The organism is Microcoleus sp. B4-C2 (assembly GCF_036705265.1).
GTDB lineage: Bacteria > Cyanobacteriota > Cyanobacteriia > Cyanobacteriales > Microcoleaceae > Microcoleus.
Genome location: NZ_JAUBUB010000072.1, coordinates 1 through 22,830, shown reverse-complemented (window position 1 = coordinate 22,830; position 22,830 = coordinate 1). Strand labels below are relative to the sequence as shown.

The 22,830-nt window shown below is 45.7% G+C and carries 25 protein-coding genes; 14 read left to right on the top strand and 11 right to left on the bottom strand.

Annotated features, from left to right (window positions below; genetic code table 11):
• Positions 1 to 304: 304 nt before the first annotated feature.
• Positions 305 to 1,321: a hypothetical protein gene (locus QUB20_RS19820; RefSeq protein ID WP_333248535.1), complete on the top strand. Its 1,017-nt coding sequence runs from the start codon at positions 305 to 307 to the stop codon at positions 1,319 to 1,321.
• A 203-nt stretch (positions 1,322 to 1,524) separates the two neighbouring features.
• Here the strand turns inward: QUB20_RS19820 and serS are convergent, their stop codons facing one another.
• The 6 genes from serS to QUB20_RS19790 form a co-directional block, all read right to left on the bottom strand.
• Positions 1,525 to 2,805: a serine--tRNA ligase gene (gene serS, locus QUB20_RS19815; protein WP_333248538.1), complete on the bottom strand. Its 1,281-nt coding sequence runs from the start codon at positions 2,803 to 2,805 to the stop codon at positions 1,525 to 1,527.
• A 368-nt stretch (positions 2,806 to 3,173) separates the two neighbouring features.
• Entirely contained in the window at positions 3,174 to 4,805 is a 1,632-nt protein-coding gene (locus QUB20_RS19810) for an iron uptake porin (RefSeq protein WP_333248540.1), read from the bottom strand.
• Positions 4,806 to 4,853: 48 nt separating this feature from the next.
• A complete protein-coding gene (locus tag QUB20_RS19805) occupies positions 4,854 to 5,858 on the bottom strand; it encodes an ABC transporter permease subunit (RefSeq protein ID WP_333248542.1) in 1,005 nt (334 codons plus the stop codon).
• Entirely contained in the window at positions 5,855 to 7,399 is a 1,545-nt protein-coding gene (locus tag QUB20_RS19800) for a sugar ABC transporter ATP-binding protein (RefSeq protein WP_333291597.1), read from the bottom strand. The genes QUB20_RS19805 and QUB20_RS19800 overlap by 4 nt, the downstream gene beginning before the upstream one ends.
• A complete protein-coding gene (locus tag QUB20_RS19795; RefSeq protein WP_333291595.1) occupies positions 7,389 to 7,553 on the bottom strand; it encodes a hypothetical protein in 165 nt (54 codons plus the stop codon). The genes QUB20_RS19800 and QUB20_RS19795 overlap by 11 nt, the downstream gene beginning before the upstream one ends.
• A gap of 150 nt (positions 7,554 to 7,703) precedes the next feature.
• Entirely contained in the window at positions 7,704 to 8,684 is a 981-nt protein-coding gene (locus QUB20_RS19790; RefSeq protein ID WP_333248546.1) for an ABC transporter substrate-binding protein, read from the bottom strand.
• A gap of 931 nt (positions 8,685 to 9,615) precedes the next feature.
• Between QUB20_RS19790 and QUB20_RS19785 the strand changes: the two genes are divergently transcribed.
• Both QUB20_RS19785 and QUB20_RS19780 read left to right on the top strand, forming a co-directional pair.
• Positions 9,616 to 10,806 carry a glycosyltransferase family 4 protein gene (locus QUB20_RS19785; protein WP_333248548.1) on the top strand — a complete coding sequence of 397 codons (1,191 nt, stop codon included), beginning with the start codon at positions 9,616 to 9,618 and terminating at the stop codon, positions 10,804 to 10,806.
• 106 nt (positions 10,807 to 10,912) lie between these two features.
• Entirely contained in the window at positions 10,913 to 11,293 is a 381-nt protein-coding gene (locus tag QUB20_RS19780) for a hypothetical protein (protein WP_333248549.1), read from the top strand.
• Between the two features lie 152 nt (positions 11,294 to 11,445).
• Here the strand turns inward: QUB20_RS19780 and QUB20_RS19775 are convergent, their stop codons facing one another.
• Complete coding sequence (locus QUB20_RS19775; protein WP_333248551.1) at positions 11,446 to 11,694, bottom strand: chlororespiratory reduction protein 7; 249 nt, start codon at positions 11,692 to 11,694, stop codon at positions 11,446 to 11,448.
• Between the two features lie 298 nt (positions 11,695 to 11,992).
• Here QUB20_RS19775 and sir point away from each other — a divergent pair, with 298 nt between their 5' ends.
• The 7 genes from sir (at position 11,993) to QUB20_RS19740 (ending at position 17,044) form a co-directional block, all read left to right on the top strand.
• Positions 11,993 to 13,984 carry a sulfite reductase, ferredoxin dependent gene (gene sir / locus QUB20_RS19770; protein ID WP_333248553.1) on the top strand — a complete coding sequence of 664 codons (1,992 nt, stop codon included), beginning with the start codon at positions 11,993 to 11,995 and terminating at the stop codon, positions 13,982 to 13,984.
• A 241-nt stretch (positions 13,985 to 14,225) separates the two neighbouring features.
• Positions 14,226 to 15,041, top strand: coding sequence for a 16S rRNA (uracil(1498)-N(3))-methyltransferase (locus QUB20_RS19765; protein ID WP_333248555.1), 816 nt, complete (start codon positions 14,226 to 14,228; stop codon positions 15,039 to 15,041).
• Positions 15,042 to 15,121: 80 nt separating this feature from the next.
• Entirely contained in the window at positions 15,122 to 15,352 is a 231-nt protein-coding gene (locus QUB20_RS19760; protein ID WP_333248557.1) for a hypothetical protein, read from the top strand.
• Complete coding sequence (locus QUB20_RS19755; protein ID WP_333231359.1) at positions 15,342 to 15,689, top strand: type II toxin-antitoxin system PemK/MazF family toxin; 348 nt, start codon at positions 15,342 to 15,344, stop codon at positions 15,687 to 15,689. The genes QUB20_RS19760 and QUB20_RS19755 overlap by 11 nt, the downstream gene beginning before the upstream one ends.
• Positions 15,690 to 15,795: 106 nt before the next feature.
• A complete protein-coding gene (locus tag QUB20_RS19750) occupies positions 15,796 to 16,236 on the top strand; it encodes a lysozyme inhibitor LprI family protein (RefSeq protein ID WP_333237355.1) in 441 nt (146 codons plus the stop codon).
• Between the two features lie 53 nt (positions 16,237 to 16,289).
• A complete protein-coding gene (locus QUB20_RS19745; RefSeq protein WP_333248559.1) occupies positions 16,290 to 16,754 on the top strand; it encodes a hypothetical protein in 465 nt (154 codons plus the stop codon).
• 68 nt (positions 16,755 to 16,822) lie between these two features.
• Entirely contained in the window at positions 16,823 to 17,044 is a 222-nt protein-coding gene (locus tag QUB20_RS19740) for a hypothetical protein (protein ID WP_333248561.1), read from the top strand.
• A gap of 18 nt (positions 17,045 to 17,062) precedes the next feature.
• Here the strand turns inward: QUB20_RS19740 and QUB20_RS19735 are convergent, their stop codons facing one another.
• Together QUB20_RS19735 and QUB20_RS19730 are read right to left on the bottom strand one after the other, a co-directional pair.
• The gene (locus QUB20_RS19735) at positions 17,063 to 17,287 is read right to left on the bottom strand and encodes a YgiT-type zinc finger protein (RefSeq protein ID WP_333237349.1); all 225 of its coding nucleotides are present in this window, start codon (positions 17,285 to 17,287) and stop codon (positions 17,063 to 17,065) included.
• Positions 17,277 to 17,600, bottom strand: coding sequence for a DUF4258 domain-containing protein (locus tag QUB20_RS19730; protein WP_333248563.1), 324 nt, complete (start codon positions 17,598 to 17,600; stop codon positions 17,277 to 17,279). The genes QUB20_RS19735 and QUB20_RS19730 overlap by 11 nt, the downstream gene beginning before the upstream one ends.
• A 321-nt stretch (positions 17,601 to 17,921) precedes the next feature.
• Between QUB20_RS19730 and QUB20_RS19725 the strand changes: the two genes are divergently transcribed.
• Positions 17,922 to 19,079, top strand: coding sequence for a tetratricopeptide repeat protein (locus QUB20_RS19725; RefSeq protein ID WP_333248565.1), 1,158 nt, complete (start codon positions 17,922 to 17,924; stop codon positions 19,077 to 19,079).
• Positions 19,080 to 19,183: 104 nt separating this feature from the next.
• Here the strand turns inward: QUB20_RS19725 and QUB20_RS19720 are convergent, their stop codons facing one another.
• Positions 19,184 to 19,645 (bottom strand): hypothetical protein, encoded by a 462-nt coding sequence (locus QUB20_RS19720; protein ID WP_333248567.1) that lies wholly within the window; start codon positions 19,643 to 19,645, stop codon positions 19,184 to 19,186.
• Positions 19,646 to 19,962: 317 nt separating this feature from the next.
• Between QUB20_RS19720 and QUB20_RS19715 the strand changes: the two genes are divergently transcribed.
• Both QUB20_RS19715 and QUB20_RS19710 read left to right on the top strand, forming a co-directional pair.
• A complete protein-coding gene (locus QUB20_RS19715; RefSeq protein WP_333248570.1) occupies positions 19,963 to 20,580 on the top strand; it encodes a triacylglycerol lipase in 618 nt (205 codons plus the stop codon).
• Positions 20,581 to 20,582: 2 nt separating this feature from the next.
• Entirely contained in the window at positions 20,583 to 21,194 is a 612-nt protein-coding gene (locus QUB20_RS19710) for an alpha/beta fold hydrolase (protein ID WP_333248572.1), read from the top strand.
• A gap of 255 nt (positions 21,195 to 21,449) precedes the next feature.
• On the opposite strand, the gene QUB20_RS19705 is transcribed toward QUB20_RS19710, so the two are convergent.
• Positions 21,450 to 21,881 (bottom strand): VOC family protein, encoded by a 432-nt coding sequence (locus tag QUB20_RS19705; RefSeq protein WP_333044474.1) that lies wholly within the window; start codon positions 21,879 to 21,881, stop codon positions 21,450 to 21,452.
• 11 nt (positions 21,882 to 21,892) lie between these two features.
• Between QUB20_RS19705 and QUB20_RS19700 the strand changes: the two genes are divergently transcribed.
• Positions 21,893 to 22,759 carry a TIGR00297 family protein gene (locus tag QUB20_RS19700; protein WP_333248576.1) on the top strand — a complete coding sequence of 289 codons (867 nt, stop codon included), beginning with the start codon at positions 21,893 to 21,895 and terminating at the stop codon, positions 22,757 to 22,759.
• The last annotated feature ends 71 nt before the right edge of the window (positions 22,760 to 22,830 follow it).

Sequence of the window (22,830 nt, the reverse complement as noted above, 5' to 3'; positions counted from 1 at the left end):
AGTTCGCTATCTTATTACAATTTCATTCTTGAAGCTTTATTCTATGCAGCTTCATATTAAATTGGTATCAGCACTGTACATGACGTAAACCTCTAAAGTTGCTAATTTAGTCGGGTCATAAAATATCTAAAATTGATTGTGCTTTGTGATTTGTGAACTTGCAACGAGCAAGCAGCTATCTTGTAGAGTCGCCGGAAATCAGGCAAGTTGAGCAACAGCGGCAACAAATAACCTGAAGTGGGGTGAAGTTTTATGTAATTGAGCCAATATGTAACTAGAGTTCCTTCGCAGCTTCCCGACTGAAATGGATATTGCAAAACTAGATACTTGGTATTCTCCTTCTCAACGCCGCACGGCTGTTTCGCTGTTGATGAAACGAGTAGGCGTAACCCGCACTAGGGCTGAATGCTTTATCAGGCTTTGGGTTTACTTATCGGTGAAACAGCTTCAGGAAAGCCAGCCCCGTCTCAAACCACCGCTGGCGAAACTGGAAGTGCCAGCAACAGAAGTGCAGTGCACTCACCGGGAAGCCGCCGAACTATTTTACTGCGATTCCGATCGCGGGAGCGATCGCGCCGCCGGAATGATGTTAGATAAATTAGCAGCACTCGGATTAATCGCAAAACACTTTGATGGTAACGCTACGGCAATTAAAATTCAGTCAGTTTCAGAAATTTTAGAAACCGCCGAACCTCAAAAGCCTGTACAACTCCAATTAGATGATTTCAACCCTCGGTGCGACGCAATTATCGTTGCCAATTTATTAGCCACCAATTACAACTGGATGAACCGCAACACTAACACAGTTCCCCACAAAATTGCTAAAATACTCCGGCTTTTTGCCAGTCAATACTCAAAGGGAATGCGAGTTTTGCGGCGCTCAGATAACCTCAATCCAGTCGGGTTTTACTTACTTTATCCCACAGTTAGCGAATCTGAAGTCAATTTTTTTAACGCTCCTAGCAAAAGCCTTCATTTAAGTTCTATTTCCGATATCGATCCTTTCAATATGGCGCTACCAGGAGATATAAATTGCCAGTCAGTATTTGTCCGCAGTTGGATGATCGATCCGCAGTATTTGTCAGAATACCGCATTGCTTTTCTCGAAGACTCACAAAAAGTTTTAGGCGAAATGCAAACAGATTTTCCCAATCTTTGCGACTTGTACACCCTGATGATCCACCCCATGTACGAAAAACAGTCCCTGGCTTTGGGATTTCAGAAGACTAGCAGCGATAGTCAGTTATCTGTTTATTGGATGTATCTAGCATTGGATAGATTTTTAGCGCTGGATATCAAAGAAGCGTTGCTCCAACTGTAATAGATATCTGGTAAATAGCCAGCCAAGGGCACGCAGGATGCCTACACCACAAGAGTTTTACTCGTTACTCGTTACCAGGCAGATCCTGGTAACGGAGATCCACAGGCTCTGCCTCCAATTTTCGCAAGCAAGCGAGGCAGAGCCTCTGTACATCGGTTCCCAGGCAGAGCCTGGGCAACCAGTTAATCGCCGAATCATCTTGTCTATAAAACTTCTCGTCCCAAATACGGTTGTAAGGCTTCCGGCACTTTTACCGTCCCGTCGGGCTGCTGGTAATTCTCCAAAATAGCCGCCATTGTGCGACCCACAGCTAAACCGGAACCGTTCAGCGCGTGAACGAATTGAGTGCCTTTTTTCCCCGCTTCTTTAAAGCGAATATTGGCCCGCCGCGCCTGAAAATCTGCCACGTTGGAACAACTCGAAATCTCGCGGTATTTGCCCGCAGATGGCAGCCACACCTCTAAATCGTAGGTTTTGGCTGCGGCGAAACCTAAGTCGCCGGTACACAGCGCGATCGCCCGATAAGGCAATTTCAGCGCCTGCAAAACTCCCTCAGCATCCTGCACTAACTTTTCGTGCTCTGCCTCGGAGGTACTCGGATGCACAAGTTTTACCAATTCAACTTTATTAAATTGGTGCAATCGAATTAATCCCCGCGTATCTTTGCCGTAACTGCCAGCTTCCCGGCGAAAACAAGGAGTGTAAGAACAGTGATAAATTGGCAACTGTTCTGCTGTCAAAATTTCACCTCTGTACAAATTGACAACCGGAACTTCGGAAGTAGGAATTAACCACAAATCATCTTGGTCGCACTTGAAACTTTCTTCAGCAAATTTGGGTAATTGACCCGTAGCTGTGAGGGATTCAGTGTTAACTAAAAATGGGGGAATTACTTCTACATAACCTGCTTTTGTGTGGCGATCGAGCATGAATTGAATAATTGCTCTTTCTAGGGCGGCCCCGGCTCCCATTAAGCTGACAAAGCGGGGCTGAGCGATTTTTACTGCCCGTTCAAAGTTGATAATTCCTAATTTTTCGCCGATTTCCCAGTGCGGTAAAATACCGGAATTTTGGGGAATGTATTCGTCTCCCCAGCGCCGGATTTCGACGTTTTCTTCTTCATTTTTGCCGATCGGCGTTGAGGAACCAGGCAAGTTTGGCAGCGGCAGCAATAAAGCTTCTATTTGAGCTTTTAAGTCTTTTTCCTGTGCTTGCAGTTCGTTCGACTCGGTGCCGACAGCGTTGCCTTCTGCCTGCAGTTCCTGAATTTCGGGAGATTCGAGGGGTAAACCCGATTTTCTTTTTTGACCGATGAGTTTGGCAATTTCGTTGCTGCGGGCTTGTAGTTGCGATCGCTTGCCTTCCAACTCCCGCTGCTGTTTGTCTAATTGCAAAATCGGCTCGATTTCATAGTTACCTCCGCGCAGGTTGAGGCTTTCTTGCACGGCTTGCGGGTTTTCTCGGATTAATTTGAGGTCTAGCACAGATTTATTCTAAATCTTAAATTTTAGAGCGGCTGGGACAGAACGAGATGATATAAAAGCTTTGTTAATCATTGGCATATTAAATCATAACTTATTCTGACTGGAAATCCTCGTTGGGTGTCACCCCTGAAGGGTGACACCCCACAAATGTATGTTATAGTTGCAAATATTAGTAGATGCACCCTGATAATTTTCTACCCCAGCCAGCGATGGTAGGGGTTTTTTGTTGTGTGGCATGGAATAGAAGCCCTGGATGCACTATTAGTCTAAAAAACCCGGTTTCTCGCGATTATCGTCTCAAATGAGGCAATTACGTCAAGAAACTGGGTTTTTGTGTCCTGGACTAGGTTACTAAAATATCTTTCCGCTTAAAAGTTAAAGCCAGTGCGAAGCAACCAAACCCATTGAGTGTCGTTGCGACTGTCATTCTCAGGATTAACAACGGCCCAAACACCAGGGGTGATGGAAATGTTGTCGTTGACCTGAAAGCGATAGAAAGCTTCAATGTGATAGGAAGTATCTCGCTCGCGGCGCACATTACTGCTCGTCACGCGACCTGGTAAACCCACTAAAACCCCCGGTAGATTGCCTTCACCTCCCACATCTGGGAAACTTACCCCGATCGCCCCATACACAATATCGGCGCGATCGTCCCCGTCAACATTTAGCAAAACCACGCCACCTCTACCATCAGAAACGCTGCTAACACCGGAATTTTCAGCATTGGCGCGAGTATAAACGCCCCAACCGTGAACTTGCAACCGGGGAGCAAGGCGGTAAAATCCTTGTACGCCTACAGAATCGCTGGATGTAGCAATATTGTCCCCAAAGGGTCGCGCAGCGAGAAAACTGCCCGTACCGCCTGTGAGATCAGCTTTACCGCTTGGTGCAAAGGTACGAGAATAGGCTACGCCAATTGCTCCGCGATCGCCCCGGTAGGCTAGCTGAACCAAAGCATTGTAGGAACCGTTGAATAAACCGTTACTTTGCTGCGACAGATTGGGATTGCCGGCTACATAGCCCACAGTCAGGGTGAGGTTTTTGACGATCGTCCAGTTGACAGCAGCACCCCCACCTCCCCGGCGGTAGAGGGGATTGTATTGTCCGAACTTCGAGGGAATTCCCTCACTATCGCTGGCGATCGTGGGAGGAGTCAGCAAATCCGTAATATCGGGATACCCAACACCTGTGGGGCCGACGGTCAGCGCCAGATTAGAGGTCAGCGGGGTCACATACAATACGTGAGGGACGGTGATTGTGTTATCGACATTGCCATCAAAGTTCAAGGCCGTCATATTTGTACCCGTCTCATCGGCAATCCTCCCCAAGTTGCCGAATTCCAAACGGGTTCTCAGCATATCGCGACCGGTGAAACTGGTTTCAAAATTTAATCGCCCCCGGTTGGCAAGAATCGTGTTGGTGCGATCGCGCGAATCCCCAACACTGTTACCGGAGGTATCTGTTACCACCACAATAATTTCCGCATTTAGCTTCGTCGTAGTCGAGAACTGATTCGCTTCTAGTTCGGCTGTGCGTGCATCGAGAGTATCGACTCGACCCCGCAACACCGATAATTCAGTGGCAAATTCTGCTTGCAGCTTTTGGACGATCGCTAAATCTTCCCTAGTAATCTGGTTGGTTGTTCCTGTGGCAATTAGTTCGCTGACTCGATCGAGACAGCTATTTAATCCTGCTGCAAATTCGTACCGGGTCAGCGCCCGGTTTCCTCTGTAGGTGCCGTCGGGATAACCGACTATGCAGCCGTAGCGTTCTACTAGAGATTGCAGCGCCTGAAACGCCCAGTCAGTTGGTTTTACATCCGAGAGTTGAGAGACAAAATTCACCTGCGCGAAGGGGTCTTCTGCCAAGGGATTTAACTGTTCAGGAGCAACTAATCTATCAATTGGTGCACCAAAACTTGGGGATAATGTTAGTAGAAATACAGCAGGTGATCCCAGGATAAAAGCAGTAATCAGGTGATAAAAATGCTGGATGTGCATAGGAAAAAGCTCCGCATAAGGAACCGATACACCGAATTAGCAATACCTTTACGCTGCACTTGAACCGGTACGAACTTTGTCAATCGTCACTGCAATAATTATCACCAGACCTTTAACAACTAACTGCCAGAAGAAAGACACGTTCATGAGAGTTAGCCCATTATTGAGCAGGGCAATAATTAAAGCCCCAAGCAAAGTACCCCAAATAGTGCCAATTCCACCTGTGAAACTCGTTCCTCCCAAAATTACAGCAGCGATCGCATCTAATTCGTAGCCTTGCCCCAACATCCCCGTCGCACTGTAGAGGCGCGAGGCGCTCATAATTCCGCCTAAACCCGAAAGCATCCCGCTAACACCGTAAACAAACAAAAGCACCCGACTCACCTTAATACCTGTCAATCGTGCTGCCCGGATGTTACCTCCCACGGCGTAAATATGTCTCCCCAAAACAGTCCGTCGCAAGACAAACCAACTCGCTAAAACGGCGAGAAAAGCGATAATAACTAACCAGGGAATAGAGCCAACATAGCTGTTACCTATCCAAGCGAAATTGAGATTTCTATTGATAACTGTAGTGCCGTTAGCTACTAAATAAGCAACTCCCCGCAAAGCCGTGTAAGAACCGAGGGTGACGATGAACGGAGGCAAACCTAAATAGGCAATTAGCGAGCCGTTAAGCAATCCCAAAAATATTCCCGCTATTAACGCAGCCGGTACGGCAAACCAACCAAGACCTGGAACTAAGGAAACCAGCACCCCGACAACTGCCGTCACGCCCAAAATTGACCCGACAGAAAGGTCAATTCCGCCAGTCAAAATCACAAAAGTCATGCCGGTAGCTAGGACAATATTAATCGATGCTTGCCGGATGACATTGATCAAATTTCCAACTGAAAGAAAGTTGGGCGTTACCAGGGAAAAAATTATACAGATGCCAACCAAAATCGGCAGGATACCGGCCACTTGGATGAAGTTTTTCCAAGCTTGAGCTTTACTGGCTTTTTGGCGATCGCTTGATTGATTTCTGGTGCTTTTTACTTCTGTTTGACTCATGATTTTTTTACCTCTGTTGCCCCGGTGGCATAAGCCATAATGTTCTCTTGCGTAATTGCTTCCCCAGTCGATCCGCCTACTTCACCGACGAGGCTTCCTGCTCGCATCACTAAGACGCGATCGCTCATTCCCACAATTTCCGGCAACTCGCTGGAAATCATTAAAATACCTACACCCTTGGCTGCCAAATCGCTAATAATTCGATAAATTTCGCTTTTTGCGCCAATGTCCACACCTCGCGTTGGTTCATCTAGCAAAAGTACCTTTGGGTTGATAGCCAACCAACGCGCTAGCAGCAACTTCTGCTGATTCCCCCCAGAAAGATCCATTGCCCTGATGCTCGGACTTGCAAGGCGAATCTGCAAATTATTAATAGCATCATTGACAATTTTTAACAGAAAATTTGAGTTAATAATGCCAGCTTTTGCTTCTCGATCTAGGACATTCATGGTGATATTTTCACCCGAACTTGCCTCCAAAAATAGTCCGAGAGCCTTGCGATCTTCTGGCACGTAAGCAATTCCGGCGGCCATTGCTTCATTGGGTGTCGAGACATTGAGATGACGATTTTCGAGTTTGATTTCACCGCTTGTCTTTCGATCTGCACCAAAAATCAGGCGGGCAAGTTCTGTTCTGCCGGCGCCAACTAAACCAGCTAAACCCAGAATTTCGCCTGCATGAAGTTGGAAAGTAGCAAGCTTTACTTTGCGGCCGTCGCTTAAATTTGTTACCTCAAGAACAACTGCACCCGGTGTTGTTTGATGCTTGTGTTCGTACAAATCCTGTAAAGAACGACCCACCATCATTTCCACCAGGCGATTAGCAGAAATTTCGTGCTTTTCAAGAGAGCCAATATACCCGCCATCTCGGATCACGCTCACGCGATCAGCAAGGGCATAAATCTCTTCCATCCGGTGGCTGATATAAATAATAGCAATGCCCTCATTCCGCAAGCGGCGAACCACTTCAAAAAGCTTATCTGTTTCGCGGTCTGAAAGCGCGGCCGTCGGCTCGTCCATCACTAAAATTCGGCTTTTATCTTTGAGCGCCCTAGCTATTTCCACTTGCTGCTGTTCGGCAATTGAAAGTGTGGAAACCAGGTCTCCAGCATCAAAACTTGCGTCGAGGTTTGTTAATACCTCAGCGGCTCTACGCCGCATTTCATCTTGGTCTAAAAATGTACCTCCTTTCTTCAGCTCGCTGCCCATAAAAATGTTTTCAGCAACTGTCAGATTGGGGGCGAGATTGAGTTCTTGATAAATAATCGCTATCCCTAAATTTCTGGCTTGACCGGGGTCTGTCATCTTAACAGCTTGACCGTCAATTCTGATTTCGCCTGCATCGGCTATGTAGGCTCCCGCCAGAATTTTCATCAGCGTACTTTTGCCCGCACCGTTTTCCCCCATGAGGGCGTGGACTTCGCCTGGGTAAACGGTGATATTTACATCGTGCAAAGCTGTAAAACCATGAAAGGTTTTTGTAATACCTTGCATTTCGAGTACGGGCTTAGTTTTAATTGAATTTTGAGTGCTATTTACCATTGTAAATTTGGTGTAGGAGGATGTCACTTGCCATTGAGGCCAACTTTCCACGCTCTTTCCCGCAGTCCGGCAGGGGTTGAAACCCCTGCCTCAAAGCTAAAGTCCTCTGAAGAGGACTAATAGACATCTCCCATAATTCTTGTGGAACAGGCAAGATACCTGTTCTTGACAGGCTTTTTGGGAGAGATCTAATGAGTTTGAAAAGTCTTCTTCTGAGTCCTCTTCAGAGGACTTTAGCTATTAGCCAGGGACTTCAGTCCCTGGCGGACTGGCGGACTGACAGCTTAACTTGACACGAAGAAGGTCACTCGCTTGTCCAGCCTTTATGTCGATCGACGTTTTCGCGAGTAATCAGCGCGACTGGAATCAGAATATTTGGATTGGCTGGCTTTTTTCCCTTGAGAATGTCGTTCCCGACTTCAACGGCTTTGGCTGCCATGCGAAATGGATCTTGAGCTGCTGTAGCCACAAATAAACTGTTGTTCTGCTTGAGTGCATCTAAAGCTTCAGGTGCACCATCGACTCCAACAATAAAGAACTCGCTTCTTTGTGCTTGTTTGGCTGCTAATTCTGCACCAATGGCACAGGGGTCATTAATTGCAAAAACAGCATCAATTTTCGGGAAGGAAGTAAGCAAATCGCTCATCACTCTTAACCCGCCATCGCGGCTGCCTTCAGCGTTCTGATCTTTGGAAAGAACCTTGAGGTTGGGATATTTGGAGAAGACACTTTGGCAACCCTGAACTCGCTCGACGACTGAAGCGACGGGAGGCCCGTTGATAATAACCACGCTGCCTTTTCCTTGCAAGCGATCGGCTATATATTGACAGCTTACTTCGCCAGCTTGCACGTTATTTGAAGTAACTGTGGCATCAACGCCTCCCTCGGCGGCGGTATCAACTGCAATTATAGGAATTCCGGCTTGCTTGGCTTTTTCGACAGCGGGTGCAATACCTTTGGTGTCAGCAGCATTGAGTACAATCATGCTGACATTAGAGGCAATAAAGTTTTCGATTTGATTAAATTGCTGATTTAAATCGTCGCCGCTGGAAACGAGAGTTGTCCTCACGTTTGCACCGCCGATTTTCTTGGCTGCGGCCTCAGCGCCCTTGCCAACTTGTACGAAGAATGGATTACCGAGGTCACGGACTGCTACAGCAACTGATGAAAGTTCTGAGTTGCTTGGTTGTGTGCCGTTTTGAGCTTTCTGGGAAGCTGCGGTGCAACTTGCCAGAGTGCTGCTGAGTAGACTAAAAAGACTGAGTGCGATCGTTACTCGTTTCACCTCAAACTCCAATGAATTCTCGTTTTGAGAGAGTCACTCGTAAATATGACGTTGCCAACCTAACATTAGCTTTGGTCAGGTTTAAGCTCGAATACTTAATGTTTTAGGGGTCTGCTTTTCTTCGTACATTATTGTACGATACCTTGTTTTTTTTCTGCTCGTAAAACTTTCTGGCTCGGCTCGTTAGACTGCTTTTGGAAACAGAAAAGATACGAATATCCAGTATCGCTCCTCCCTGCTCCAGAAATCAACGATGCTTGAATTTTTTAAATGCTTTATGAGCATTGAAATTTTTCCCTTGTGAGAAAATTTTAGGAGAATATTTTCAACAAAATATTTCAGAAATTGCTTTTAAAACCTGGTCGAGTCATATTGAATTTAACTCTCTATGTTTGCTGATGATAACAGTTAAAAACAGCCTCGCTATCTATCTTTGGATAGACCATACTTTTACCAAAAACTAAAGATGCGATCGCCTATATCGACACCGATCTGCTAATCCTCGGTCTGGTCGGACGCGCCGCGCCAACTCAATAAATCTTAAATTTTGCTTGGGGTAGGATATTGTAAAAAATCATTAAGTTTACCGTTAATAACGGTATCTCATAGTAAACTGAAAGCAAAGCTTCGCGCTCACCCATGCAGCCCGTTAAAAAGCCCTAGTTAGAAAGCCGATCGTCCCTCAAAACCAACGGTGAGAGTAGGGGAGTCAAATATTTGCCTGTAAAACCTGCAACTACAGTCATCTTGACATGGTTTAAAAGCTCTGGACAATGGCGATCGCCGGGATTGGCAAAATCACTATAGCAATCCTTGCAGGAGTCGTAAATTTTTTACCCCACCCCAACCCTCCCCTTAGTAAGGGGAGGGAGTAAGAAATTCACAGATGATTTAGGATTGCTATATACTGCAATAATTGTCTGCGCTGTCAATGCCTAAATCTGAGATGCGATCGCCAAATTACCTATTCTGTTTCCTAGAAATATTTGCCAGCGAAGGCGGTATTCAATCCTACGTTAAAGACATTCTCAAAGCTTACCTGTCCATAAGCGCAAGGACAAACTCGCCGCCTCAAGCTGAAGTTTTGCTGCTGCGAGATTCCGAAGACTGCAACAATGCTTACGAGTCAAAAAATCTGAAATTTTATTATCTCAAAACCGAGAATCTCGGGTTTGGTCGTCTTAATTTTGCTACAGTATTACTAACTCGATTGCTGCAAAAACGACCGCAGCGGGTTTTTTGCGGTCACATAAAACTTGCACCGCTAATTCAAATTCTGTGCCAGCCGCTGGGAATTCCCTACACAATTTTAACTTACGGCAAGGAAGTTTGGGAACCGCTTGCTCCCAAATATAAAATAGCAATGAGCAAAGCTGACAGTATTTGGACTATTAGCAGGTACACGCGCGATTCCCTACGGGATAGCTTCGCCGCGCGTACTTGCGAAATTAACAACTTAAATCCCGAAAAATTCCAAATAGTGCCTTGTACGGTAGATGAAAATATATTTACGAATGGGCCGAAGCCACAGGATTTATTAGAGCAGTACAATTTAGTTGGTGCTAAAATATTGATGACTGTAGCCAGATTGCGATCGACGGATATTTACAAAGGCGTCGATGTCACAATTCAAGCTTTGCCGCAAATAGCCAAAACTTTTCCCAATGTGAAATACTTAGTTATTGGACGCGGAGACGATCGATCTAGATTAGTCAAACTTGCGGAAGATTTGGGAATTGCCGAAAGAGTAATATTTGCGGGTTTTGTACCAACAGAAAATTTAGCAGCACATTACCAGTTGGCAGATGCTTATGTAATGCCCTCCCAGGAAGGCTTCGGTATAGTTTATTTGGAAGCGCTGGCTTGCGGAGTACCCGTACTCGCGGGAGACGCAGACGGGTCGGCAGATCCGCTGCAAGATGGTAAACTGGGATGGCGAGTTCCCCACCGAGATTCAGAAGCAGTAGCGGTTGCTTGTGTGGAAATGCTGCGAGGGGAAGATAAAAGGTGCGATCGCCATTGGTTGAGGGAACAAACCCTCGCAAGATTTAGTTTTGAATCCCTTTGTCAATCCTTACTAGGAATTTTTCAACCCTCTGACTCAGATAAGCTTATGCCGTAGAGAGCGGTTTCTGGGTGTACAATGGGAAAATTAACTCGATCGACCGCCGGAATTTCTGAGTAGGATAGAGTTATGCCTACCTGCAAAGACACCCAAGGAGACCACAGTGAACCAAGGCACCCCCAAAATATCTTTCAAGCTACCCCGTATTAGTAATTGGCTGATACTGCTGGGCATCGCGTATTTGTTGGTGTCTATTGGTTTGGGTTGGATAGTTAAATCAGTGTTGATTTTAGTAGCTTTTTTGGTGCTGACGCCTGTGGTCGCATTTTTCGCGCTTCAGTTGTGGCTGAAAAGCAATTTAATTACGGACAATTGTCCCGTTTGTCAATACGAATTTACAGCTTTAAATCAAACTCAGCTTCAGTGTGCCAACTGCGGCGAACCTCTGAAAATAGAGGAAGGTCATTTTAGTCGCTTGACACCGCCCGGTACGATCGATGTTACCGCAGTTGAAGTATCATCGGTTCAACAGTTAGAAGATTAACCATTGGGAATTGGGAATTGGGAATTGGGCATGAGTTAGTTGTTGCTTATTATTTGTTTGTTGTTATTTGCTATTTGTTACTTGTTGGTTCTAATAACCAATTCTCCATGCCCGATGCCCAATGCGCGATGCCCGATGCCCGATGCCCAAAATTACTTTTCTAGACGCACTGCGTACCACTGCAAAAATTTTCCAGGCCCCACATCTAATTCACAATAAGTATCAATCAAATACTTGGCTTGAGCTTCCACGCCCGATATTTTATGCACGTCCTGCGGCAAATCTTCGTGTTTCTCGGTTAAGACGGCTTTCAGCTTTTCTAACAGTTCCGCCGCAGTCAAAAACTGCTCTGGCTGGTTTGTTTCTAACACCACAAAAGTGTCTTCGTCATACAGTGACATAGTTTCAAAGGTTGAGGTTAATTATTTCTAAAGTTTCGTACACTTAAGCGATCGAAAGTATAAACTCTTAATTACAATTTTTCAGCCCCGGCTCGATCGTGTTACAATAGTACAACATCAGAATTCCTAGCGGATTACCGTTATTAACTTACTTGTTAACTTAGTTGTTAACCGAGTTGTCAACAGATCCGACACAGCATTTCTGAGGAGATTTGTCAAGTGCAAATTTGTCAAGTGTCAAATTGTCAAGAAATATTCGATCGGCTGTATCTAATTATAACTGGCACTATACATTCCCATGATCACATCTTCCACTTCAACCCCAGTTGCGCGCAAACCCTCTAAATCAGAAGGTCTCAAAGAACGCAGCAACTATTTACGAGAACCCGTTGCGACTGAATTGTTACAAGAAACTACCCACTTCACCGAAGAGGGGATTCAGATTCTCAAATTTCACGGCTCGTACCAGCAAGACAACCGCGACAATCGAGTTAAAGGACAAGAAAAAGACTATCAGTTCATGCTCCGCACCCGCAATCCCGGCGGGTTCACTCCGCCGCAATTATACCTAGCCTTAGACAAGCTATCTGAAGAATACGGCAACCACACGCTCCGCGTCACAACGCGCCAAGGTTTCCAACTGCACGGCGTGTTGAAAAAAAATCTTAAAGTAGTGTTTTCCTCAATTATTAAAAATATGGGGTCAACCTTGGGAGCTTGCGGCGACTTGAACCGCAACGTCATGGCACCGCCAGCACCATACAAAAATCGCCCAGAATACCAGTATGCGCTGCAATACGCCAACAATGTCGCCGATTTGCTGACACCGCAAACCGGTGCTTATTACGAAATTTGGTTGGACGGCGAAAAAGCTGTTTCAGCCGAGGAAGACCCCGCAGTCAAGGCCGCGAGACAGAAAAACGGCAACGGCACAATCTTTAGCGACGACAAAGAAGAACCGATTTACGGCAGCCATTATATGCCGCGCAAGTTCAAGTGTTCCGTTACCGTGCCGGGAGACAATTCAATTGACTTGTACTCTCAGGATTTGAGCTTGGTGGTAATTACCAATGAAGCTGGCGAGTTGCAAGGTTTTGACGTGTTTGCTGGCGGCGGTTTGGGCCGTACTCACAACAAAGAAGAGACTTTTGCGCGGGTTGCGGATGAGATTTGCTATGTGGCCAAGGACGATGTTTACGATTTGGTCAAGGCAATTGTAGCAACCCAGAGAGATTACGGCGATCGCACAGACAGACGGCACGCGCGGCTGAAGTACCTGATTAACGACAAAGGCGTACAGTGGTTCCGCGAAAAAGTAGCAGAATATTTTGGCAAGCCGCTAGAAGCCTTTAAACCGCTGCCTGAGTGGAAGTATTTGGATTTCTTGGGCTGGCACGAACAAGGAGACGGCAAGCTGTTTGTCGGCATTTCTGTGGATAATGGCCGGATCAAGGATGAAGGTTCATTTCAGCTAAAAACTGCTTTGCGGGAAATTGTGCAGAAGTACAACTTGCCGATACTGGCGACGCCACACCAAAACGTTCTGATTTACGATGTTTCGCCGGATGTTAAAGAAGAAATTCAGGGAATACTCGATCGATGCGGCATTCAGCGAGAAACTGATCTCGACCCATTGGTGCGCTATGGGATGGCTTGTCCAGCAATGCCGACTTGCGGGTTAGCGATTACCGAGTCTGAGCGCGTGATTCCCAGCATTTTAGAGCGAATTCGCGCACTTTTGACCAAAGTTGGCTTGGCAGACGAGCATTTTGTGGTGCGGATGACGGGTTGCCCAAATGGATGCGCCCGCCCTTATATGGCAGAATTGGGGTTTGTCGGGAGTTCCCCGGAATCCTACCAGATTTGGCTGGGCGGTTCTCCCGACCAAACGCGGCTGGCAAAACCCATTGAGGAAAAGCTGCACGTCAAGGATTTTGAAGCTTTTCTGGAGCCAATTTTTGTTTATTTCAAGCAAAAACGGCAACTGAGCGAGAGTTTTGGCAATTTTTGCGATCGCGTCGGGTTAGAATCTATCCGTCAATTTGTAACCAACTACCAATCTGCTGACTCGATGACAACTGAGATTAATGAATTAGAAGTTACGTCTAGTAACGACGATGCAAATGAGACTGCCACTGCTGGCGGTGGCAAAGTCCGCCGTCGAATTAGCGTCCGCGATGAAATCTACAACGAGCTCAAGGAAGAAGCAGCCCGTCAGGGCAAGCCAATCACGCAGCTAGCTACAGAAGCCATTTCCACTTATTTAAAGAAGATTAAGGAGGAAGGATAAGCCGATTTTCGATAGTATTCAATAGACTTCTGGCAAAAGTAATATAAAGGCAGAGCATTTGCAGAAAAAAACTTGAATTTGTAAAATAATTCCGGTTGTAGATGCTTTGCCTTTATAGTTTTTTGAACAATTGAAACCCCGCCTGCCTATCTCCTCTCATTCTCTCTTCCTCTGCGTTCTCTGCGTTCTCTGCGGTTAAATAAAAAAAATCTCTAATAGAAAACGAACAATCCCCAATTCAATGCCTCAACTACAAAGATTAGCAGTTACAGCAGCTCAAATTTGCGATCGCCAAATCGACCTAACTAGAGAACAGCAGCATTATTTAAATCGAGTGCTACGTTTGCAAGCGGGCGATCGATTTATTGCGATGGACGGGCGAGGGCATTGGTGGTTAGCAGTCCTAGAAGTACGGGAAACCGGGTTATTTGCCTCGATAGCAGAGGAGATTGCTGTGAACAGGGAGCTACCCGTTGAAGTAACTTTGATGGCGGCATTGCCCAAGGGAAACGGCTTTGACGAGGTTGTGAGGCAGGCGACGGAGTTGGGTGTGGCAAGTATTGTGCCGGTAACGAGCGATCGAACTTTGCTCAAACCAAGCGATCAAAAAGTCGATCGGTGGAGAAGAATTGCTGCGGAGGCGGCGGAACAGTCGGAACGTCAACTTGTGCCGACGATTTTAGATCCTATTTCGTTTGATTTTGCTGTGAAAAATTGCGGTCAAAAATATCGATATATCTGTGTGGCTCGCGGGGAGAATCGGCATTTGTGGGATTGTTTGTTGGGTAATTTAGAACCCCCCCAGCCCCCCTTGGTAAGGGGGGAGCAAGAATTAGAACCCCATTTTGTAGGGGCGGTGCCCCCGTGCCCGCCCCCTGGGGGAGAATTATCGATTGTCATAGCTATTGGCCCGGAGGGTGGATGGACTGAGGGTGAGGTGGAAAGGGCGATCGAATTGGGTTTTGAAGCTGTTTCTTTGGGGAGTAGAATTCTGAGAGCGGTGACAGCTCCGATTGTGGCTTTGTCTTTAGTTGGCGCGGCCTTTGAGAAGTGCTAATATCCACCAAGCCGATCGGAGACTGGATGGGTTTGGCGATCGCAGCTAAAATGTAAATAGATAATTATCATAGGAGTAATATGTTACAGTCAGTAGAGGGGATATACCGAAATGGCAAAATTGAGTTATTGGAAATGCCTGCCGACATAGAAGAAGCGCAAGTTATTGTTACTTTTATGCCAAAATTAGGGTTAGTAAACTTGCAATCTCGCGGTATCAACCAGGAACAAGCCGCCGATTTACGGGTTCGGTTGAGTAGATTTGCTCCTGATTGGGAACTACCGGAGATGGATGCTTACGATGCCTTATAGTCGCGGTGATGTGGTTTTGGTTTTGTTTCCCAGCTCGGATTTGCGTACTGCGAAACGCCGTCCAGCTTTGATAGTTCAAGCTAATAATCTGGGGACTGGTTTAGGGCAAACAATTACGGCAATGATTACTAGCAACTTAGCCCGTTCAGGACACCCAAGCCGGGTTTTTGTTTCCCTAGCAACACCGGAAGGGCAGCAAACGGGATTGCTAGCTGACTCGGTAATTATGACAGACAATCTTGTGACGCTTCTAGAAGTTGAAATCGATCGCAAAATTGGTATTTTGTCGGATATGGTGGCAGTGGATGCAGCACTCAAGCACACTTTTGGAATCTGATAAAAAAAGGCGTTTTAATTCAGTAAATATAAAAAAACACTTAAATTAATCAAATCAACTCTGTCTCGTGTTAAGAGGAATTATCAGATAAATGGGTTGAGGAGGAATGAAAATAGAGTTGAGGAAAGGTCGATCGCTCTTTTGGTCGATTCCCTACGGGATAGCTTCGCTTCACGCACTTTTGGCAATTTTCGGTACAACATCAGTTTCTGCACAATCTCCGAGCTTTCCCATTGCTCAACAGATTAATTGCGATCGCCCGCAAGGAGATGTGCAAGTCAGAGCTTGTATTCGGTTGAATTACGAAGCCTCGGATCAACGACTTAACGAGATTTACAAACAACTGATTTCCCAATTGAGCGGCGAAGAGCGGGCGCTACTTTCCGAAGCACAATTAGGGTGGATTCAGTTAAGAGATAAAACCTGTGAATTTGAAGTTTATAAAAATCGTGGCGGTACGGGTTATCGAGGTTTCCTCAATGAATGTTTGGATCGCATGACGAAACAGCGCACTGCGGAATTAGAAAAGTATTTAAAACAGAGATAGAATAGGAAGTACAGCGTACAATACCTGACAACAATAAATAGAAACAAGTATTTATGAAAACCCGATCGCCCTTCACCCTCACCCTCACCATCATCTCAGCAATTGTCACCACCACCGTCCCAGCAGTTTTCGCCCAGCAACAGCCATCAGCCAACGAAATATACATCGATAAAAATTGTAACCGTAACCAGCAACTAGCACAACTTGAAAGATTCACTATCTTTAGCAGAAACGAATTTACAACTAACGGTCAAAACTATTGGTTCTACGCCGCCCGCTATCTAGATGGATCCGTGCTTTTCTGTACCTCACAACCCAACTTCAACCAACCTAAACCTCTAACAGCAAAACAAATACAATCCCAATTTATTGACAAAATAGTCCGAGACCCCAACAACAAAACAGCCTTTATCATCGCAGTCAGAAACGGAAATGGCCCTGGTGCAACAACCACAAATTACCGCTTAGATTTGAGCAATGTCGATCGACCAAAAGTCACCTCTCTCTCTCCCTCCTAGAGCGCCGAGAAACCTTAAAAGAAGGCGAATCCCGCGAACACGCCTTCCAAGGACGCGCAGGTCAATCTATGACGATCGACCTCAAAAGCAGAGCATTCGACCACAACATAACACTGTTCGACACCAGCGGCAAAAATATTGCCCAAAAAACAGGCAACTCCCAGAATCGCCGAGAGTCTCAACTCACCGTAAAATTGCCTAGTAACGGCACTTATAAAATAGTTGTTAAAGGAGGCGATCGCACAAGCAAAGGTACTTACACATTAAGCGTTAATTCCAATCAGCTTTAACTCAATTTAAACCAAGTGCTAAGCAAACTCAAAAACAGGTGTTTCAATCACCCTAATAGGCTTTCTCTCTTCCCAAATCATCTTCTGCAACTGTTCTACAGTTTCAGGTGAAAAAAAGCGCTCTCCCGTTTCCACACACACTCTAGCAGGAACATTTTCAATGATAATAAACTTACCATTGATTTCAAGGGTATAACTTACTTTTTCTTCCACCATTGTTTCTAGCCAAATATCATTGTTCATTTTGATTTATCCTTAACTTAAAATTACTCCAGATTTTCGGTTCTGGTTCGTATAAAGTAATGATTTTTACCAAAGGACGAGATGGATAACTGCACTGAACGTGCAAAGGTCTATTGCCAATGGTCAAACCGAAAATCAAACAGCTTGGGCCATATTTGTCATCGGGATACTCTTCGATAACTTCACCGGCCATTATTGCTTCCCGGAGTTCTTGTACTCTGATACGGCGAACTATGCTTTGGTTTACTGCGTGTTGTGAAAGCTCAAAATCATTTTTGACAATTTTGACACGTATTTTTTCAATGATTGTCATAGTTTCATATCATATAAGCTGTCGCGCCTTTAAATTGCATATTCAGGGCGGGCGGGACGCTAGGGCCCCTACTCCCCACAAGAGTTAGATTGTTTTTTGACAGACAATTTAAATGCCGCAACAGCTTAGCCATCCTAAATCATTTGTAAATTTCTTACTCCCTCCCCTTGATAAGGGGAGGGTTGGGGTGGGGTCAAAAATTTACGACTCCTGCAAGGATTGCTATATCTATAAGTTAACACAACAGCAAAATTTTTTAACCAGTGGCGAAACCACCCAAACATCAGCCAAGATAGAAACAACGCCATTCCCCCAATCGCCATGACAGACATCAACCAAATAGTCGCCGCCCTCGATGGTAAAGAATACAAACAAGCTGCCCAACTCATCAAAAAACTACAAAAAGACTCCCCCGAAAATCCGTGGGTACAATACTATATTGCCCGCTACTACGAACTCACCAACAAGCTCGAAAAAGCCCAAACAACCTACAAACAAATACTCCGCGACATCACCAACCCCAAAATCCTCTCCCAGACCCGCCAAGCTATTCAACGGATTGAAACCGCACAACAAAACCTCCGCCAACAAGCCATAGAAACTGCTAAAAACGACCCCAGCAACCTCGAACCCGGACTCCTCATCCTCGAACCCGTGAGTCCCGAAAACAAAGCCGCAGCCGTACAAAATATCAGCAGAATATTTAAAATCGACGCCTACACAACCCGGATGCAAATCCAAAGCCGCGGCTGGAGACTCTACAAAACTGGCCCCATCGCCGAACTCCGAATTTATGGTCAAGAACTCCTCAACGCCGGCATTCCCGTATTTTGGGCAACCTTAAGCGATATTCAAAAAATCCAAATCTTCCGAGTGCAACACTTCCAGTCTCTCTCTTCTCCAGCCGTTGTTTGCAAAGATAAACTCTCACGACTCGGTGCGATCGAATTTAGCTGGTCAGAAGTTACCCAAAGAGTAGAAGGCTTGTTGCCGATGTTCATCGAAGTCATGGACTACTCGCCCAACCGAAGAAAGGATCAATTTCGCCACAGAGAAATCCGGCAAGATTACGCTCAAATCTGTGACTTACACATTCCCAGCAGAAACTGCATTCTGCGAATTTGCGACCAAAGTTACGAATTTCAACAAGGAGTTGACTTCACCAAAGCTTCTGCCGATATCCCCACTTCACCGAACCCGAAAAACAAAACATCGACAGTCAAAAACTCTCAACAACTTCCTCAAAGTACCACCAGAATTAACTGGAATAACTTATTGGAAATATTCGATCGCCAGCTTGACGTTACAGTTTGGTCAGAATTTACGCCCTTTGCCGAGACAGTGCTCGATTACACTAATATGTTGAGCAAGATCGAATCTCATATAGAAGTCGAGCGCAAATCAGAAACTCCTTGGGACTCAGCTTTTCAGCTATACAGCGGATTAGCCTTCCTCAGAAACCCAGAAAATAGGGAATAGAACAAATAGTTAAAATTAAAAATGAGCAATCCCATTTTTAAATTGTTAACGCCAGCATTGGGAATTATCCAATGCCCAATTCCCTATTATCAATTCCCAATTTCCTACTTCGTTTTCACCTGACGAGCCATTTCCCGGAAATTGTTCATGCTGGGGCCAGGGCTCCGACGACTTCCAGTTGGTGTCGGCATTAAATTATTAGGAGCAAAAGTCCGATTCGGTTCAGCTTGACTCGGCACTTTGCCGTTAGTTGCTGCAACCGCAGGTACCTTCGCAGGTTCGGGAGTATTAGCAGGAACGCTAGCAACTGGTTCCTTGTCTTTCTTAGACTTTTTCTCTACCTTAGCCTTCTTAGCCGGTTCAGACTTCTCAGACTTCTCAGACTTAACAGGCTCAACTTTTGCCGGTGCGATCGCAACAGGCTCAGCCTTCGCAGGCGCAACTTTTGCTGGTTCCTTCCCTCCCGATTCACCCAAATCTAGGAAATATTCAGACTTTTTCAAGCCCAATAGTCTGCCGAAAAAGCCGAAAATACCGCCGAAGAAATTTTTGATAAAACCAAACATTAGACTTACTCCTTTTGTTCTTTTAGAGAAATTTTTACAAGCTTGTCAACAAAATTAGACTACGAGGTAAGGCAACTTTTGTCTACATTTCTTAATCAAAATTTACATTTTGCTGTATCTAAGCTACCTCATCAAAGCAAATTACTAAGTATAAATACCAGGCTGCTTTGCACTTATTTACAAGTATCTCAGAATTTGTTAGGGATTCCCACTAATGGTCGATCGTACCTCGATCCGATTCGCTAGCTGTCCTAGTACGGGTAAAACTCCCTAGGGGAGTGATTTATGCTGTAATTAGCAAGCAATTTTCTTTTCAAATGAACAGTTCGCTCGATCGCAATCCCGTCATCCTGATACACGGCATCTGGGACACAAAGATGATTTTCAGCAAAATGTCCGCCCGCCTCACCCAACTCGGATGGTCAGTCCACAGCCTCAACCTCACCCCCAACGACGGTAGCCTCAGCCTCGACTTACTCGCCAAGCAACTCGCAGACTACATCTCTGAAACCTTCGATCCAGAACAATCTTTAGACATAGTAGGCTACAGCATGGGCGGCATCGTCAGCCGCTACTACGTCCAGCGACTCGGAGGAATCAACCGCGTACAGCGTTTCATCACCCTCTCTTCCCCCCACCACGGCACCCTCACCGCCTATTCCCTACGCCTACCAGGATACCTGGATATGCGCCCCGATAGTGGCTTGCTGCGCGATTTGAATCAAGATGTGACAATGCTCAAACGCATAAACTTTACATCAATGTGGACGCCATTTGACATAATGATTGTACCGGCGAACAGCTCCCAAATGCCAGTAGGTAAAGAAGTTAAAGTCAACGTTTTGCTGCACCGCCAAATGGTGACAGAACCCCTAAGTATTAACGCAATAGTTGAAGAACTCAAAGCACCTATAGAAAATAAAATTCCCACTTAAAAATGAATAGCAATTTCAGCCGCAACCCAGTCTTGCTAATTCACGGAATCTTCCGAAAATCGGGAATTTTTCACAAAATGTCTGCCTACCTGACCCAACTGGGATGGTCAGTCTACACCCTCAATCTTTCGCCCCATTGGGGCAACGCCAGCATAGACGAATTAGCCCAACAAATAGCAGATTATATAGACAAAACCTTTGCGCCTGAACAGCATTTAGATATAGTAGGATTGAGCATGGGCGGCTTAGTAACTCGCTACTACCTGCAAAGGTTAGGCGGCATTAACAGAGTGCAGCGCTTTATTGCCATATCTTCTCCTCACAGCGGTACTTGGATGGCTTACACTCTCTGGGGAAAAGGCTGCATCCAAATGCGTCCCGGCAGTGCTTTTCTAGAAGATTTAAATCGAGATACTGCTTTGTTGGAAAAGCTCAATTTTACTTCGATTTGGACAGATTGGGATTTCATCATCGTACCCGCTTCTAGTTCCCAAATATCGGCGGCCAAAGAAGTAAAATTGTCGGTTTTTGCCCATGCCATGATGGCGAGGCATTCCAGCAGTTTAAAAGCGGTCGCTGAAGCACTGTCAGAACCATTGAAAGTTCCTGATTAACCGTTTGATTCATTCTTGTATAATGTCAAATTTTTTAGGGCGGGTTTCACCTACAATAATTGCTTAAAACTGAGATATTGCACCATTCTCAATTACTTGTTTAGGAACAGGCAAGATGCCTGTTCCACAAGAGATGAATTTTATTGTGGAACAGGCAAGATGCCTGTTCTTGACAATGGTGCAAGATGTGAGTTAAAACCAACAATGTTGTAAACCCGCCCCCACGAACACGGCAAATCGCTACCCGACTAGATATCAAACAGCATCCCCGACTTCAGCGTATTCGCTGCGGCCAAAAATTGCTTCAGCTTCACAATAATACTTGAACTCAAGTATATTGTGGAAAGGGTCTTCTAAGAAGAAAGTACGGTGTTCTGTAGGCAAACCGACAAATCGCCGTCTCGGTTCTTGATAGAAATTTAAGTTGTTTTGCTGGGCTTTTTCTAGCAACCCTTCCCAGTCAGCTTCGGAAGTAAAAATTAACCCAAAATGCCGGGGATAGATGCCTCGCTGAGGCGTCAAAGGTTCGCGGCTGACGTGGGCGACAATTTGATGGCCGCACAAGCCCATAATCGCAGAATTAGGCGATTCGCGACCTAGTTCGCAGCCGAGCCCGTCTACATAGAACGCTTTTGTTTGGGCAATATCGGTCACGGGGAAGGCAAGATGAAATAAGACTTGGTTCATGGAGGTGCTAAATGCAGAATTCAGAATTGTTCTTTAATTATTTATCTTGGTCTAATCCTTGGTTGGTGGCGATCGCCCTAAATACATTTTTACTCACGATCGCCACCATTGCTCCTAAAAAATTGCTCACTCCCGCAGGCCAATTTCACGGCTGGGCGCTGGGCGTCCTCATCTGGGGCTGTTTAGGATGGCGAGGCTATGCTGTGGTGATGTTTTACTTTCTTGTCGGATCGGGAGTTACCCGCATCGGCAAAGCCCAAAAAGAAGCAGAAGGCATAGCCGAAAAGCGTTCAGGCGCCAGAGGCCCAGAAAATGTCTGGGGTTCGGCTTTAACCGCTACTCTTTGCGCTTTGGGAGTTTTGGCATTATCTATTTTGGGAGATACAGGAAAGATGTCTGTTTTAGCACAGACAGGCAAGATGTCTGTTTTAGCAGAGACAGGCAAGATGCCTGTGCCACAAGATGCTATTTCCCTGTTATTGCTGGGTTACGCGGCGAGTTTTTGCACCAAACTTTCCGATACCTGCGCCAGCGAAATCGGCAAAGCTTACGGGAAGCGGACTTTTTTGATTACCAGCTTGCAACCTGTACCCAGGGGTACGGAAGGGGCAGTAAGTTTGGAAGGAACGATCGCAGGTATTGTCGGATCAATTTTGATTGCGCTTTTGAGTTGGGCCGTCGGTTTAATTGACTTGACAGGAATTGTTTTTTGTGTTATGGCAGCTTTTATTGCCACTAACATCGAGAGCGTGATTGGGGCGACGGTGCAATCAAAGTTTGAGTGGCTGACGAACGAGGTGGTAAATTTTTTCAATACCCTGATAGGAGCGATCGCAGCGATTATTTTAGCGGCGACCTGGAGAGCTTTTTTAACTTAGGAATGAGAATTAAATAACTTCCACTCTTGAAAGTGGGATGGGCGTCCCGCCCGTCCAAAAAGGACGGGCGG

Excerpts from the sequence above, each read along its gene's own strand:
- QUB20_RS19745 (WP_333248559.1), top strand. The coding sequence starts at position 16,290 with ATGAAAACCCGATCGCCCTTCACCCTCACCCTCACCATCATCTCAGCA.
- QUB20_RS19775 (WP_333248551.1), bottom strand. The coding sequence starts at position 11,694 with ATGTCACTGTATGACGAAGACACTTTTGTGGTGTTAGAAACAAACCAG.
- QUB20_RS19710 (WP_333248572.1), top strand. The coding sequence starts at position 20,583 with ATGAATAGCAATTTCAGCCGCAACCCAGTCTTGCTAATTCACGGAATC.
- QUB20_RS19820 (WP_333248535.1), top strand. The coding sequence starts at position 305 with ATGGATATTGCAAAACTAGATACTTGGTATTCTCCTTCTCAACGCCGC.
- QUB20_RS19700 (WP_333248576.1), top strand. The coding sequence starts at position 21,893 with ATGCAGAATTCAGAATTGTTCTTTAATTATTTATCTTGGTCTAATCCT.
- sir (WP_333248553.1), top strand. The coding sequence starts at position 11,993 with ATGATCACATCTTCCACTTCAACCCCAGTTGCGCGCAAACCCTCTAAA.
- QUB20_RS19750 (WP_333237355.1), top strand. The coding sequence starts at position 15,796 with ATGAAAATAGAGTTGAGGAAAGGTCGATCGCTCTTTTGGTCGATTCCC.
- QUB20_RS19720 (WP_333248567.1), bottom strand. The coding sequence starts at position 19,645 with ATGTTTGGTTTTATCAAAAATTTCTTCGGCGGTATTTTCGGCTTTTTC.
- QUB20_RS19730 (WP_333248563.1), bottom strand. The coding sequence starts at position 17,600 with ATGACAATCATTGAAAAAATACGTGTCAAAATTGTCAAAAATGATTTT.
- QUB20_RS19805 (WP_333248542.1), bottom strand. The coding sequence starts at position 5,858 with ATGAGTCAAACAGAAGTAAAAAGCACCAGAAATCAATCAAGCGATCGC.
- QUB20_RS19810 (WP_333248540.1), bottom strand. The coding sequence starts at position 4,805 with ATGCACATCCAGCATTTTTATCACCTGATTACTGCTTTTATCCTGGGA.
- QUB20_RS19735 (WP_333237349.1), bottom strand. The coding sequence starts at position 17,287 with ATGAACAATGATATTTGGCTAGAAACAATGGTGGAAGAAAAAGTAAGT.
- QUB20_RS19785 (WP_333248548.1), top strand. The coding sequence starts at position 9,616 with ATGCCTAAATCTGAGATGCGATCGCCAAATTACCTATTCTGTTTCCTA.
- QUB20_RS19715 (WP_333248570.1), top strand. The coding sequence starts at position 19,963 with ATGAACAGTTCGCTCGATCGCAATCCCGTCATCCTGATACACGGCATC.
- QUB20_RS19755 (WP_333231359.1), top strand. The coding sequence starts at position 15,342 with ATGCCTTATAGTCGCGGTGATGTGGTTTTGGTTTTGTTTCCCAGCTCG.
- QUB20_RS19760 (WP_333248557.1), top strand. The coding sequence starts at position 15,122 with ATGTTACAGTCAGTAGAGGGGATATACCGAAATGGCAAAATTGAGTTA.
- QUB20_RS19800 (WP_333291597.1), bottom strand. The coding sequence starts at position 7,399 with ATGGTAAATAGCACTCAAAATTCAATTAAAACTAAGCCCGTACTCGAA.
- QUB20_RS19705 (WP_333044474.1), bottom strand. The coding sequence starts at position 21,881 with ATGAACCAAGTCTTATTTCATCTTGCCTTCCCCGTGACCGATATTGCC.
- QUB20_RS19725 (WP_333248565.1), top strand. The coding sequence starts at position 17,922 with ATGACAGACATCAACCAAATAGTCGCCGCCCTCGATGGTAAAGAATAC.
- QUB20_RS19740 (WP_333248561.1), top strand. The coding sequence starts at position 16,823 with ATGACGATCGACCTCAAAAGCAGAGCATTCGACCACAACATAACACTG.
- QUB20_RS19765 (WP_333248555.1), top strand. The coding sequence starts at position 14,226 with ATGCCTCAACTACAAAGATTAGCAGTTACAGCAGCTCAAATTTGCGAT.